At 53.7% G+C, this 14,608-nt stretch carries 12 protein-coding genes and 1 pseudogene; 4 read left to right on the top strand and 9 right to left on the bottom strand.

Annotation, left to right across the window (positions count from 1 at the left end; translation table 11 throughout):
- Nucleotides 1–2: 2 nt before the first annotated feature.
- From M891_RS0111260 to M891_RS0111280, 5 genes are all read right to left on the bottom strand, one after another.
- The gene (locus M891_RS0111260) at nt 3–533 is read right to left on the bottom strand and encodes an NfeD family protein (protein WP_016311210.1); all 531 of its coding nucleotides are present in this window, start codon (nt 531–533) and stop codon (nt 3–5) included.
- A 143-nt stretch (nt 534–676) separates the two neighbouring features.
- Nucleotides 677–1,840: an iron-containing alcohol dehydrogenase gene (locus M891_RS0111265; protein ID WP_028538908.1), complete on the bottom strand. Its 1,164-nt coding sequence runs from the start codon at nt 1,838–1,840 to the stop codon at nt 677–679.
- 191 nt (nt 1,841–2,031) lie between these two features.
- Nucleotides 2,032–3,609, bottom strand: coding sequence for a UDP-glucose--hexose-1-phosphate uridylyltransferase (locus M891_RS0111270; RefSeq protein ID WP_028538909.1), 1,578 nt, complete (start codon nt 3,607–3,609; stop codon nt 2,032–2,034).
- A gap of 12 nt (nt 3,610–3,621) precedes the next feature.
- Complete coding sequence (gene galE / locus M891_RS0111275) at nt 3,622–4,608, bottom strand: UDP-glucose 4-epimerase GalE (protein ID WP_016311207.1); 987 nt, start codon at nt 4,606–4,608, stop codon at nt 3,622–3,624.
- A 5-nt stretch (nt 4,609–4,613) separates the two neighbouring features.
- Complete coding sequence (locus tag M891_RS0111280) at nt 4,614–5,789, bottom strand: galactokinase (RefSeq protein ID WP_028538910.1); 1,176 nt, start codon at nt 5,787–5,789, stop codon at nt 4,614–4,616.
- A 177-nt stretch (nt 5,790–5,966) separates the two neighbouring features.
- Between M891_RS0111280 and M891_RS0111285 the strand changes: the two genes are divergently transcribed.
- Complete coding sequence (locus M891_RS0111285) at nt 5,967–6,830, top strand: AraC family transcriptional regulator (RefSeq protein ID WP_028538911.1); 864 nt, start codon at nt 5,967–5,969, stop codon at nt 6,828–6,830.
- A gap of 42 nt (nt 6,831–6,872) precedes the next feature.
- On the opposite strand, the gene M891_RS0111290 is transcribed toward M891_RS0111285, so the two are convergent.
- Complete coding sequence (locus tag M891_RS0111290) at nt 6,873–7,622, bottom strand: NAD-dependent protein deacylase (protein WP_028538912.1); 750 nt, start codon at nt 7,620–7,622, stop codon at nt 6,873–6,875.
- A gap of 14 nt (nt 7,623–7,636) precedes the next feature.
- A complete protein-coding gene (locus tag M891_RS0111295; protein WP_028538913.1) occupies nt 7,637–8,419 on the bottom strand; it encodes an HAD family hydrolase in 783 nt (260 codons plus the stop codon).
- Nucleotides 8,420–8,627: 208 nt separating this feature from the next.
- On the opposite strand from M891_RS0111295, the gene M891_RS0111300 reads away from it, so the two are divergent.
- Together M891_RS0111300 and ilvD are read left to right on the top strand one after the other, a co-directional pair.
- On the top strand, nt 8,628–8,894 hold the full coding sequence (locus M891_RS0111300; protein WP_016311202.1) for a KGG domain-containing protein: 267 nt from the start codon (nt 8,628–8,630) through the stop codon (nt 8,892–8,894).
- Nucleotides 8,895–9,081: 187 nt separating this feature from the next.
- Nucleotides 9,082–10,767 (top strand): dihydroxy-acid dehydratase, encoded by a 1,686-nt coding sequence (gene ilvD, locus M891_RS0111305; protein WP_016311201.1) that lies wholly within the window; start codon nt 9,082–9,084, stop codon nt 10,765–10,767.
- An 83-nt stretch (nt 10,768–10,850) separates the two neighbouring features.
- On the opposite strand, the gene M891_RS0111310 is transcribed toward ilvD, so the two are convergent.
- Together M891_RS0111310 and M891_RS0111315 are read right to left on the bottom strand one after the other, a co-directional pair.
- Entirely contained in the window at nt 10,851–12,269 is a 1,419-nt protein-coding gene (locus M891_RS0111310; RefSeq protein ID WP_016311200.1) for a polysaccharide deacetylase family protein, read from the bottom strand.
- 127 nt (nt 12,270–12,396) lie between these two features.
- Nucleotides 12,397–14,181, bottom strand: a complete 1,785-nt coding sequence (locus M891_RS0111315) for a peptidoglycan D,D-transpeptidase FtsI family protein (protein ID WP_028538914.1) — start codon at nt 14,179–14,181, stop codon at nt 12,397–12,399.
- 199 nt (nt 14,182–14,380) lie between these two features.
- On the opposite strand from M891_RS0111315, the pseudogene M891_RS23770 reads away from it, so the two are divergent.
- Nucleotides 14,381–14,608: pseudogene (locus tag M891_RS23770) on the top strand (IS110 family transposase); the annotation flags it as partial.

Raw genomic sequence — 14,608 nt, forward strand, 5'->3', positions numbered from 1 at the left:
TACTACATCGGGTGGGGGTAAAGCTCGGAAACCTGGACGGTCCCGTCCTTCGCCGTCTCGATCACGACAACGGCGGTTCCGGCGGGAATCTCCTTCCGATCCCAGCTGGAAGCGATATGCAGCGAATTGCCGCCTGCCTGTTTCACCATCACTTCGCCAAATCCTTGCGCTGGAATAGGCACCGTGACTTCACCAATTTTACCGGGCAGCTCCGATTCGGAGAATCCCGTGGAATTCTCGCTGTTCTCCATCGGCTTCACATAGACGAAATAGACGAGAACAGACAGCAGGACGGCAATCACAATGGCTAACATCACTACAGCAGCTGTGCCAAGCCCGGAATATCGGTCCAGCAAAATGCCGGCTCCGCCAAAGGACGTGATCGCCGAGGCCGTGATGATCGGCTTGAGAAAATCGGCGGACAAGAAATCAAAGATGCCATCCAGCCAGCTTCCAATCAAGTCACCAAGCACGGCGCTGATGACGGCAAACAAAGCACCGCCGATAAAACAACCCCAAAACAGCGCTTCCATCCCGTTCCTCCCTCTACCCAAAATATTGTTGAACTCTACAATTAAATACGTAAATTGGTGAAATATGTTTCAAAAAAAGAAAAACCGGCCACGACGCAAATCGTAAGACCGGTTATTTGAAGTAACTAGTTAGGAAATGGCGATTACAGCGACATCCGATAAATTTCGAGCACGTCCTGTTTATCCAGCACGGCAAAGTTACCAAATGGACCAAAGCGGACCGCCTTATCGGCCATCACTTCCAATTGGCTGTCGTCAATGTCGTAATCCGCCAAGCGGCTTGGTGCACCAATGGAGTTCCAGAAGGAACGCAACGCTTCAATCCCCTCAAGCGCCACTGCCTCATCGCTCTTGCCCGCAGGGTCAACATGGAAGACGTTGATCGCCAGACGCTTAAAGCGGGCAACATCGTGCTTTAAGTTATATTTCATCCAGTTCGGGAACAGGATTGCCAGGCCGCCGCCATGCGGAATATCGTAAACCGCCGACACGGCATGCTCAATGTTGTGAGTCGCCCAATCTCCCGACAAGCCCATGTTCAGCACGCCGTTCAGCGCGAGCGTACCGCACAGCAGGATCGTCTCCCGAAGGTCGTAGTTTTCCAAATCCTGTACAAGCTTCGGTGCCGTTTCAATCACGGTCCGCAGCAGCCCTTCACAGAACTCATCCTGCAGCAACGTGTTTGGCGTCGGATGGAAGTAATGCTCGAATACATGAGACATGATATCCACCATGCCATATACCGTTTGATCTTTCGGCAACGTCACCGTAAACTGCGGATCAAGGATGGAGAATGCCGGATAAGCCAGCTTGCTGCCCCAGCCCAGCTTTTCCTTGGTCACTTCGTTGGAGATCACGGAGTTCCCGTTCATTTCGGAGCCGGTTGCAGCCATGGTCAGCACCGTACCAAGCGGCAGAGCATCCTTCGGCACAGCTTTGCGCTCTGCGAAATCCCACATATCCCCATCGTATTTCGCTCCGACGGCAATCGCCTTCGCACAGTCAAGCACGCTGCCGCCGCCAACCGCAAGCACCAGCTCGATGCCGTTGGATTTGCACAGCTCGACTCCACGATGCACCGTCGAAAGACGCGGGTTCGGTTCAACGCCTGCAAGCTCCGTTACTTCGGCGCCAATTTCGCGCAGAAGGGACGTTACTTGATCATACAGCCCGCTGCGTTTAATACTGCCGCCGCCGTAGACTAGCAGCACTTTTTTGCCGTAAGCCGGCACCTCGTTCCGAAGCGCCTCCAGCTGGCCTTTACCGAAGATCAGCTTCGTTGGATTATGAAATACGAAATTGTCCATCCCGTAACTCCTCCTTAAATTTAGGTTATATCAATGTAGTGTTTCTACTAAGCAATCGTGTTATTACTAACCTCTTCGAACTCCCAAACTATTATACTTCTAACTGTAACAACAAGCCAAACAGAAAAAGAAAGGATCACCCAAACCTTTACAGCTTGGAATGACCCTTCTCCTTTGTACCGATCCATGCCTTAACGTTTGCGGTACCCGATCGATTCCACAAAGCGTTCGAACGCCTCATGGCCTTCCGGCGTTGCTTTGAATACGCCGGCATGTCCAAGGATCTCGGCGAACTTGTGGCCCACCTCATCACGCAGCAGCGCTTCGGCCTCTTTACGCCCCAGCGACATGCCCACGCGTGCCACCAGTTCCTTCACCCAGTCCGCATGCACGGCCAAGCGGGCATTCGGTTCCGATACGGTTTGCTGATACAGCGCCTGATCACCGCTCAGAATGTCAGCAACCGCCGCCAGCTCTTCCTTCAACCGGCCCGGCAGGATGGCAACACCCATGACTTCAATCAGGCCGATGTTCTCCTTCTTGATATGATGCATCTCGCGGTGCGGATGGAAGATGCCTTCGGGATGCTGCTCATTCGTCCGGTTATTGCGCAGGACGATGTCCGCTTCATACCCGCCGTCCGCGCTGCGGCGGACAATCGGCGTCACCGTGTTATGCGGCACGAATTCCCCCTCCTGCTTGGAGAATGCGAGGACGCCAACAGACGGGTCGCTGTAGTGCTTCCATTTCTCGTACAGATGATCTACCGCTTCCAACACGGCTTCCCGGTTCTGACCGTTTACCCGCAGCACCGACATTGGCCACTTCACCCTGCCGACGGTAACACCGGCGAAGTCCGGATGCGCATAGACGACTTCGACTGGTGCTTTTTCCAATGGGAATGTGTGGCGTCCCCCCTGGAAATGATCATGCGTCAGAATCGACCCGCCGACGATCGGCAGATCCGCGTTGGAACCGATGAAGTAATGCGGGAACAACGTCGTGAATTCCAGCAACCGCTTAAACGTATCGCGGGTCAGCTTCATCGGAACATGATCGTGGTGGAACACGATGCAATGCTCATTGTAATAGACGTAAGGCGAGTATTGGAAAAACCACGGCTCTCCGTTTAACGTCAGCGGAATGACTCGCAAGTTCTGGCGGGCGGGATGATTCAACCGTCCAGCATACCCCACGTTCTCGCGGCACAGCTGACATTTTGGATATACCGGAGGGGGCAGCAGCTTCGCCATCGCGATTTCCTTCGGATTTTTCTCCGGTTTGGACAGATTGATCGTGATTTCCATGTCTCCAAACGGTGTGGGCTGCTCCCAATAGATGTTCTGGCGCACCCGGTCCATCCGAATGTAATTGCTGGCTACCGACAGTTTGTAGAAGGCGTCGGTCGCGGCGGCAATTCCCTGCTCGCTTTCCGTTTTGCGGAAGGCAGCGATCGTTTCCGACGGGCGCGGCATGAGCAGGCCCATGATTTTCGCATCCAGCAAATCGCGGTACGTAGCGGTGTTTTCCGGTATCAAACCGATGGCAAGCCCGTAATCGATTAGAATCTCAAGCGGTTCCTGTGGTCCAGTCAGCGCCTCTGTCGCCACTTCACCGGCGTACGGCTCATCGAAGGCGAACAACTCTAGGAGACGATTACGCGAATAGTCCACGTCCCACCAATCGATCAAGCCTTGTTCGAGCGCATAATTCACCAGCCGTTCAATCGCATGAAGCGCGTCTTGACGACTTTTCTCTTCGACTCCCATCCATAACACCCCTTAGTCGTTATAGCCGTTCGGATGGCTGTTATGCCATTGCCATGCACTTTCAATGATGCTGGACAACTTGTTGCGGGTCGGATTCCAGCCCAGCACGCGGCGGGCTTTGTCCGAGGAAGCAATGAGCACCGCCGGATCGCCAGCACGGCGCGGACTGATGACAACCGGGAAGTCACGGCCGGTGACCTGCTTCACGGTTTCGATAACTTCCTTCACCGAGAAACCTTGCCCGTTGCCAAGGTTAAATACATCGCTCTCCCCGCCGCTAAGCAAATGATCCACCGCGCGCAGATGGGCATCGGCCAAGTCGCTGACGTGGATATAGTCACGGATGCAGGTACCGTCCCCCGTGTTGTAGTCATCACCAAACACCTGAATGGATGGACGTTGTCCCAATGCCGCTTGAATGATCAATGGGATCAGATGGCTTTCCGGGCGATGGTCCTCGCCGATTTTGCCGCTCTCATGGGCACCAGCGGCGTTGAAGTAACGCAAGGACACGTATTTGATCCCCAGCACCTGATCGAACCAAGCCATCATCCGTTCCATCGTCAGCTTGGTTTCCCCATAGACATTCGTTGGCCGGGTTGGATCACTCTCTTCAATTGGCACCTTTTCAGGTTCACCATAGGTTGCCGCCGTGGAAGAGAACACGATTTTACGTACATTCGCCTGATCCATCGCATCCAGCAAACAAAGCGTCCCGTACACGTTGTTGTCAAAATATTTCACCGGATCCTTCATACTCTCCCCAACCAGAGAGTTCGCGGCAAAATGAATAACCGCTTCAATCTCGTTCTCGGCGAACAACTTGGCCAGCAGCGGCTTATCACGCAGATCTCCTTCGTACAGCTTACCGCCGAGCAACGCCTCGCGATGTCCAGTCTGCAGGTTGTCGATCACCACAACCTCTCTGCCTTGCTCCAGCAACGCTGCTACCGTATGCGAACCGATATAACCGGCTCCTCCCGTTACCAATATCGCCATGCGGATTACTCCCCTTTCATCTCATGCACGCCGTCGCCTACGCCGCACACGTAAAATTCGCCTTCCAGCCCGGTCCGCTCTTGATAAGCCCGGCCAACCTCGGACACGAACTTTTCTACCGAATCTTCATGTACCAGCGATACCGTGCAGCCGCCAAATCCGGCACCGGTCATCCGAGCACCCAAGGTGCCTTCAATCTTACGGGCTTCCTCTACCATCACGTCCAGCTCCAGGCAGCTCACCTCGTACAAATCCCGCAGCGAATCATGCGAGGCATTCATCAGCTCGCCAAAAGCCTTCAGATCGTTGGCGCTCAGCGCATCCACCGATTTCAACACGCGCGCGTTCTCTTCCACTACGTGTTTGGCCCGTTTGTACAGCACTTCGTTCGTAAAATCTCCCCGCCACTGCTCCAACTGCTCCGGTTTCAGATGAGCCAGGAACTGCAAGCCCGGCTCACGCTTCTGCAAAATCTCCAGCGCTGCATCGCATTCCGACCGCCGTTCATTGTATTTCGAGTCAACCAGCCCGCGGCGTTTCTTCGTATTGCCGATGACCAGCTTATACGCACCTGTCCGGAACGGAACCAGCTTGTATTCCAAAGTGTCACACATCAGCAGGATCGCATGGTCCTTCGCCCCGTTCGCCACTGCAAATTGGTCCATAATGCCGCTGTTTACGCCGACGTATTGATTCTCAGCCCGCTGCGATAACCGAGCGATTTCCACCTTATCGAGCTCTTTCCCTTCCATGCTCACAAGTGCCAAAGCCGTGACCACTTCAATCGAGGCGGAGGAGGACAGGCCCGAACCGTTCGGAATTTCGCCGTGGAACAAGAGATCATACCCGCTGGTAAGCGAGATCCCCAGCTTTTTCAGCTCCACGTAAACGCCGATCGGATAGTCGATCCATTCTCCGGTTTTGCTTGTGCCCAGCTCTTCCAATGCCAGCTCTGCCCTGTACGGAAGGTTACTGGAAGCAAAAGCGACTTTGCCGTCGGAGCGCTTGCGGATCGCCAGCGTCGTCCCAAATTCTAATGCAGCCGGGAAGACATACCCCCCGTTGTAGTCAATATGCTCACCGATCAAGTTCACCCGTCCCGGGGCGTTAAATACGCGAATCGGCTCAGTGCTTTCCCCGTATTTGGATATAAACAATTGTTCCATTTCCTGCTTTTTCATCAACGTACACCCCATCGTCATGGAATCTTTAATCCTTGTATCCAGTATAATGAAATCGCTTTGCGTTGATAATGCAACTTTGCGAGATCAATATAGATAAATGTGACTTTTCAGAGTAAAATGGGAGCGAAGTCTTATGGGGCGTTACCCGTCCCTTTATCCAAAGGAGACCCTCCCATGCTTAAAGAAACCTACAGCGCGGCCGCCAACCCGGATTTGATCGAGACCGATGAGCTGCATGTTCTGTTCGCCGGCGAAAGTCAAACTCTCCCCGATCACCGATTGGGCCCGAAAATTTATGATTATTACCTCCTGCACTTCGTAGAGCAAGGCAAGGGCACGTTCCGAACCGAATCCGCTTCCTATGAGCTGAGTAAAGGGAATGGCTTCCTGATTCTCCCCGATCAGCTCGTCAGTTATGCTTCCGATGTGACCGAGCCTTGGCGTTACCGTTGGATCGCCTTCACCGGTGTGAAGGCGGCTGAACTCGTGAAACGAGCTGGCTTCACACCGCAGCAGCCAGTGTTCCGGCAAGACGGGGACAGCCCGATCCCTGCCTTGCTCAGCAGCGTGTTACAAGCTTTCCAAGCGAAAAAAAACAGCTCCCATCTGCTATCGCTGGGGCTGCTGCACCAAATTATGGCCGAAGCCCAAGAGACGCTTGGCATGGCCTCGGCGCTGCCGTCAGGTGAATCGGGTGTTCAGCGAATCGTGAAGCAAATGATTCATTATATGGCCAGCCAATACGCGCATCCGGTCTCCATCGAGCAGATGTGCGCATCCTTGGGCTATAATCGAGCTTATCTATCACGGATATTCAAAAAAGAAACGGGCTTCACCCCCGTCACCTACCTGTTGAAGCTGAGAATTGATAAGTCCCGTCAGCTGCTGCGCGAACGTCCCGAGCTGTCGATTGAACAGATCGCAGCTTCGGTCGGCCTTACCGATCCGCTCTACTTCTCAAGGCAGTTCCGCCGGTTCCATAACGAGTCGCCAAGCGAGTATCGCCGTACGGTTACGCGGAATCCCGCGAAGGAGTGAAGGCTCGTCGCTTAACTCGCCGCTTAACTCGCGAGCCCTGTCTCACTCCGATAGGCCCAGCTTCCGGGCAACGGCCCCCAGCACCTCGCCAATCGGCTCGGTGATCAAGAGGTCAGCCCGGTTATCATACGCAGTGGACGAGGCGTTGATCAGCACCGTCCGTTCGCCGCGGAAATAGGTGACCAGGTGCGCTGCGGGCTGCACGGTCAGCGAGGTCCCGCCGATCACCAGCAAATCGGCACTGGCAATCGCCGTTACTGTGTCCTGGATGACCTGATCATTCAGACTCTCGCCATACAGCACCACATCCGGCTTGATGATACCGCCGCAGTTGCAGTACGGCACGACGTCTTCGCTGTCCATGACATCCTTTAACATATAGGTACGGCCGCACTCCATGCAGGTATTGCGGTGCACCGATCCGTGCAGCTCCAGTACGCGTCGGCTGCCCGCCTGTTGATGGAGCCCGTCGATATTTTGCGTCACCACGGCGCTTAGCTTCCCTGCTCGCTCCAGCTCCGCCAAGCAGCGGTGTGCGGCGTTGGGCTGAGCTTCCGGATGGAGCATTTTCGTCTTATAGAAATCGAAAAATACGTCCGGATGCCGATCGAAGAACCTCCGGCTCAAAATCTCCTCCGGTGGATAAGGCGACGCATTCTCCATCTGATAAATGCCGGCTGCCGAACGAAAGTCAGGAATTCCGCTTTCGGTGGATACTCCAGCCCCCCCGAAGAAGACGATGTTTGAACTCTCCTCCATCCATGCTGCCAACGTGTCGATCTCTTTGCTCATCCGCTTTGAACCTCCTATGGATGTATCGTCAACTCACGATAATTGGATATTATGACGTCCGCGTCCCGTAAATAAACCACTGCATCCTGGGCTTCTTCGCCATACTCCTCCGCCACGCCGATATTCATCACGACGCCCGCACGCTTCCCCATTTGCATATCGGCGTTACTGTCGCCAATAACCACCGCTTCACCGGGCGAAAGCCCCAGCTCACGGCAGGCGAGCAGCGCCATGTCCGGCCCAGGCTTGCCTCGGGCGACGCGATCTCGGCCGACCACACTGGTAAAGGCATCTCGGATGCCAAGCCATTTCAGATGCTCCAGCGCCTCCGAGGTCGAGTCGGAGGTGACCACTGCCAGCTTGACTCCCGCCTCTCGGCAACTCTGGACAAAGTCGCGCAGCCCGGGCAACGGCACCGCTTCCCGCCGCCGCTTAAGCTCCGCCATGGCCGCACTATTTAATTCGCGAACCGCCGTGATCGCTTCATTCCAGGGCAGGCCTGCGGCATACAACGTCGAGGCCAGCAGCGCGATAATCTCTTCTTCCGTCCCCATGGCAACCGGACCGGTTTTGTCGTAACCGATCACCCGGTTCCGCTCATCCGTTTGAAGGCCGAGCAGCGTGGATTTGTTGAACCCGCCCGGCGAGCCCAACTCGGCCAGCTTCCGCTCCATCAGATCGGTTAACACCGCGGCCCAGCTGCCCCATAGCCCCATAAAATTCAACAACGTTCCATCTTTATCGAACAAAATGGCCTTGCAAGCTGCTTGTTGCCCGCGTACTTCAATCGTGGCCATCCTCGCTCCCCCTTCCGCAACATTGTCCTTATTATACCATTTTCAGAGATGTGGGCTGCGTCGACTCTAAAAATACATCTCTTTCATTCCTATGATTAATAGGGATCTTTTGGTGTTTTCTTAAAATTTTAGATAAATCCGTTTCAACATGGGAATCCGTGGTAAATAAAACATACGTACTCCAAAATAAAATCCAAGGAGGGATTCGATGGCACGAAGCCAAAGCAAAATGACCCGGGAAGAAGCCGGACGTCTGGGAGGACTGGCCACGGCCAAAAACCACGGCAAAGCCTTTTATAAGCAAATCGGGCAAAAAGGCGGCGAAGCGACCTCGAAAACCCACAACCGCGAATTTTATCAGGAAATCGGTCAAAAGGGCGGCGAGGCGACATCCCAGAAGCACGATAAAGGCTTTTACCGGGAAATCGGCCGTAAAGGCGGGATCGCCCGCAGCAAACCTGGAATTCAAGCGTAAGTCATAAGAAATCTCCGGAACCCCCGGAGATTCTCTTTGTTTTCATAGAACCGATCCGCTCTTGTCCCCATGCTTTTTCCTGTGATCGATAACTAGAAAATCATAACCACTTGTGATAGACTTTAGAGAAAACCTTTAGCGGTGTAAAGCTCCAAAACTATAATGAATTATGGGGGGATCGGAGATCATGCCAGCCAAGAAAATGCGTTCTGATATGATCAAAAAAGGCTTCGACCGTGCGCCGCACCGCAGCTTGCTGCGTGCTGCAGGCGTGAAGGAAGAAGATTTCGGCAAACCGTTTATCGCGGTCTGCAACTCTTATATCGATATCGTGCCAGGGCACGTGCACTTACAAGAGTTCGGTAAAATCGTGAAGGAGGCAATCCGCGAAGCGGGCGGCGTTCCGTTTGAATTCAATACCATTGGCGTAGACGACGGGATCGCGATGGGGCACATCGGGATGCGTTATTCCCTGCCAAGCCGGGAAATCATCGCCGACTCGCTTGAAACCGTGGTTTCGGCTCACTGGTTCGATGGAATGGTCTGCATTCCTAACTGCGACAAAATTACGCCAGGGATGATGATGGGTGCTTTGCGTGTGAATATCCCGACCGTCTTCGTCAGCGGCGGCCCAATGAAAGCCGGCGTCGACAGCAAAGGACGCAGATTGTCCTTGACTTCCGTCTTTGAAGGCGTGGGTGCCCACCAAGCTGGACAAATCAGCGACAAGGACTTGCTCGAACTGGAACAATACGGCTGTCCGACCTGCGGTTCGTGTTCCGGCATGTTCACGGCCAACTCGATGAACTGCCTGGCCGAAGCGCTGGGCTTGGCATTGCCAGGGAACGGCACCATCCTTGCTGTAGCCGAAGAACGCCGGGATTTCGTCCGGAAGTCGGCACAACAGTTGATGAAGCTGATCGAAATGGATCTGAAACCACGTGACATCGTAACAAAAGAATCGATCGACAACGCCTTTGCGCTCGATATGGCGATGGGCGGCTCCACGAACACCGTTCTCCATACGCTGGCTTTGGCCCAAGAAGCAGGGATCGATTACCCGTTGGAACGGATTAATGAAGTGGCAAACCGCGTGCCTCATATTGCGAAGCTGGCTCCGGCCTCCGATATCTTCATCGAGGACGTACATCGGGCTGGCGGCGTCAGCGCTGTGCTCAACGAGCTGTTGAAGAAGCCGGGAGCGATCTTCGGTGATCAAATCACCGTAACCGGCAAGACGCTGGCAGAGAACGTTGCCGGATGCGAAATCCTCGACCATAACGTCATCCGTCCGATCGACAATCCGCATTCCGAGAAAGGCGGTCTGGCTATTCTATATGGTAACCTGGCGCCGGAGGGCTCGGTGATCAAGGTAGGTGCTGTTGACCCTTCGGTTGGCGGATACCATAAAGGTCCGGCCATCTGTTTCGACTCGCAGGAAGAAGCGCTCGAAGGGATCGCAAACGGCAAAGTCAAAGAAGGTTGCGTTGTCGTCATCCGTTATGAAGGACCTAAGGGTGGTCCAGGTATGCCGGAAATGCTGGCTCCAACATCGCAGATCGTCGGCATGGGTCTGGGCGCGAAGGTTGGTCTGATTACCGACGGACGCTTCTCCGGCGCTTCCCGCGGGATCAGTATCGGTCATATCTCACCAGAGGCTGCTGAAGGCGGTCCAATCGCTTTCGTGGAAGACGGCGACATCATCGAGCTTGACTTGAATAACCGCAAAATCGAGCTGCATGTCAGCGATGAAGAGCTTGCACGTCGCAAAGCAAATTGGAAAGGCTTTGAGCCAAAGGTGAAAACCGGTTATTTGGCCCGTTACTCCAAACTAGTCACCAACGCCAGCTCCGGCGGCGTAATGAAAATTTAACGAGCCTAACTCAAAAGGCCGTACCCGAATCATATTCGATTCGGATACGGCCTTTTTTCTTACTAAATAATTGATCAGAACGATTAACGCGTAGGCAAGGATACGCTAAGCAAAGACTCCTCTTCCACGGCTTCCGGCTTCTCATCAACCGTAGGATTGCTGCGATGCGAGCCGTTCTCGGCGAACCGTTCCAACAGCACATCCATCGGCATCACGATCATCTTCGGTACCAGCTCTTGAGGTTGCTCTTTTAATCTCGAGGTACCGGCAGGGTGAATAACACTCATTAATAATTTCAAATAGATCTTCGTCGAGCTGGCAAACCAGCCCTTCGGCAAATCTGTAATGATAAACCCAAATTGCTCCGGCCCCCGGTTAATCATGCTGACCCCATATAGCGCCTTAACTTCTTTTAGCTCAGGATGCTCAATCACATATTTTGCAAAGAGGGGTAACGTCTTCTCCACTTTACGAATCATTTGAATCGCCAAATGCACGCTTGTTCTGGCACGAGTTCCATACTCGAACAATTTTTTGTTGTCAAAATGAAGCTCCATCACCTGATCCCCGGATTGTAAGGTCTTCCCATTGTTCATTTCCACCGGCTCTCCGTGATAGGATCGAACTCGAAAATGAAGGAATGGATCCTCCGGTTCGGGAGTTTTCAATTGAAAAAGGATGTGGAAGATCTTCTCCCATACGAGCCATATGGCTACGATACATCGCTTCAACCAGGTAATCTTCACTGGCGTTCTCCCCTTCGGCGTTGCCGTTTCCTGTTTGCCTTGAAGCTTGGCCTCTTCCGTCACCTGAATCAGTTCATCAATGCGGATGCTTCGCAATCCGCGGCGATCCGCTTCCTTCAACACCCGCTCGAGCGCGATCAGCATTTCCGCCGGCGCTCCGGTGTTCGCTCCTAGGGTAGCACCACAGTCGTGCAGGAGAAAGACCTCGCCGCCTCGCAGCTTCTTCAACATCCGCTCCGTTAATCGGTCAGCGCCGACCTTAACCCGCCAATCGCCGAACATCGCCGACCACAACACGATCTGCGTTTTGCCGCGGTTCGCAAAATCAAACAAGTTGACAATGCCCCACGGCGGACGATAGTAATGAGAATTGAAGCCCGTCACGTCATAGATAATCTGATTCGTCTTCTGAATCTGCTTCTTAACAGCCGACGGCCCCATAAGCCAATTGGTCTTGTGCACATAATTGTGCGACCCGATCAAATGACCTTCCTCGTACATCCGTTTAATCAATTCGGGGTGTTTCTCCGCATTGGAACCAACGAGGAAAAACGTTGCTTTCGCTCCGTGGCGCTTGAGCAAATCAAGCAACTGTGGAGTATATTTCGGATCGGGACCATCGTCGAATGTCAGCGCAAACGCCTTCTCGCTGATCCCGCGCTTGAATACGCGAAAACCGAAAATCCGAGTGATCAATCCGGGTATAAAAGCGTACAGCGTAGAGATATAAAGTAACCATAGCAGCAAAGTCTCCATATGCTTTCCCCACTTTTCTATGATCAATGACTTTGGCATGCTCCGTGAAAAGCATAGCATCTACACTATTTTATCACAGACATCTTCAGATTAGGCGCATTTTTTTGGGGAAAGCATAGGAAATCGGTCAACCTTCCGCAGCCAGAATATCCATCGTTCGCCGGAACATTTCAGCGGCCAGATGCTTGGATCCTTCGGGCCGGTTTTGAACGAGGACGGCGACGGCATACTTGGGTTGATGGATCGGTCCGTAACCGATAAACCATTGATGATTCAACTGCTTCTGATTCTTCACAACCTCGGCAGTTCCAGATTTTCCAGCCAACGGCCAGTTGGCTTGCTGCACGGTTCGCCCCGTGCCGTCTGTGACTACCAACCTCATCATGGACAACAGTCGTTGGGCCGTTTGCGGCGTAATTTGTCCAGCAGAGGAGGGCGAAGCTTGTACCGGTAATGCGGAGAGCAGCGAACCGTCCTTATAACGGATCTCGCTGACTAAGCGGGGCGCCATCACCTGCCCGCCGTGGAGCAATGTAACTACCAAATTGGCTGCTTGCAACGGGGATACCAGCACGTCCCGTTGGCCAATTGCAGTCTGCGCCCGCACCCCGCCATCCGCCGCAGCCAGATTGCTAAACACCGCACCGGCTTCTTCCTGATCCAACGGTCGCAAGGAATCTCCGCCAAGGAAGGACGGGTCATGCCAGCTCACGGAACGCCCTAGCCCAAGCTTGGCGGCTGTCCGGGCGATTGCCTCCGCGCTCAGCCGTTCGCCCAGGGTGGCAAACACCACGTTACACGAGTGGGCAAAGCCTTCTTCCAACGTAAGATCTCCATGTCCACCTTCCTTCCAGCATGACAAGCCGTATTTTCCGTAATGCCCGCTGCAGTGGAACACCTCCCCAGGTACCGTCACTTTCTCTTCCAGCGCAGCCGCCGCAATGACCGTCTTAAAAATCGAACCCGGCACACTGGACTTAACCGCCTTATTACTCCAGTTGTCTGCTGATGGATTCACGTGGTGCGGATCGTAGAAAGGCAGGGATACCATCGAGACGATATCAGCGGTTTTGGCGTCCAGCACGACCACTGCTCCATCCGTCACGTTCATCTCCTTCGCTAACCCCTCGATCTTTTGCTGGAGGGTGTCATCCACTGTCGTTTGGATTTGCAGCGGATAATACCGGCTAGACTCCGCATTTACCCGCGTCCCCATCCCTGCCAAGGGATCCTTTCGGCCATCAACCGTGTAGGCCGCTCTGACACCGCCAATTCCACGGAGCAAGTTGTCCAGCGTCTTCTCTAACCCCGAAGCTCCAACCTGCAGCGTTAACGCGAAGTTCGGTTGGTGCTTTTCTTCTCGCAGCTTACGAATCACATCCGGCCGTTGCGTCACGAAGCCAAGCCACTGATTCCCTCGTTCCCCCGGCCCGTAGCGCGTCATATACGGCAGCACCTCCAGCCCTTCGAGACGAGGCAAAGTCCGGGCTGTTTCTTCATTGAGCCGAAGTGGCTCTCCAGGCTCACCCCCAGGTTTGGGCCAAACGTAGGGCCGCTCCAGCTGTTCCCACTTTTTTTGGAGTTCGGGAATCGTTGTCCCCAAGGCGGCCGCGAGACCGGTAAGCTGATCAGCTGCGGGTAACTGGCGTATAGGGAACAATATCGGAGTCCAACCGATTTCCCCTGTCAGCATCTTTCCGTTACGATCCAAAATATGACCTCGCCCCGGATCCAACTCAATACTTTCTTCGCGTTGCCGAACTGCAAGTTCGTTGATCGTCTTACCGCTTACGGTCACTGCCTTAAACGCTGAAGCCACTTGAATCCAAGCGATTCGCAGCGCAAATAGGGCCAACACTGCCGCAAAAGACAGTAATAGATAAAAGATCCGTTTTTTGCGCAATAACGACATCGTTCGCCCTCCATTCTGTTCCCATTATTTCCTGGGAAAAGTCGGGCTAAACTAGATAGGCTGTTGCGGCCAATAGAAACCTAGCTAAGATGAACGTAAAACAAAGACAGCCCTCCAAATTGCTACATCTCGTAGGTTAAAATGGATAGTGATTAACCCAAACCATTTCAGAGCTACATAGCAAAGGAGAGCTGATACTATGCAGTCTACCACAAAATTCGTCGGTTTAGATGTATCCAAAGAAAAAATTTCGGTTGCAATTGCAGATGTGAGCGGGGAAGCTCCACGCTATTACGGGAGCATTCCCCACACACCGGCAGCGTTACGCAAGCTTATCAAAGAGCTGGGAGCGGCCGAAACGCTATCGTTTTGCTACGAGGCAGGACCCACAGGTTACGAAACCTATCGCTGGATCACCTCCATGGGG

This window comes from Paenibacillus sp. J14, assembly GCF_000518465.1.
In the GTDB taxonomy this organism is placed as follows: Bacteria; Bacillota; Bacilli; order Paenibacillales; family Paenibacillaceae; genus Fontibacillus; species Fontibacillus barengoltzii.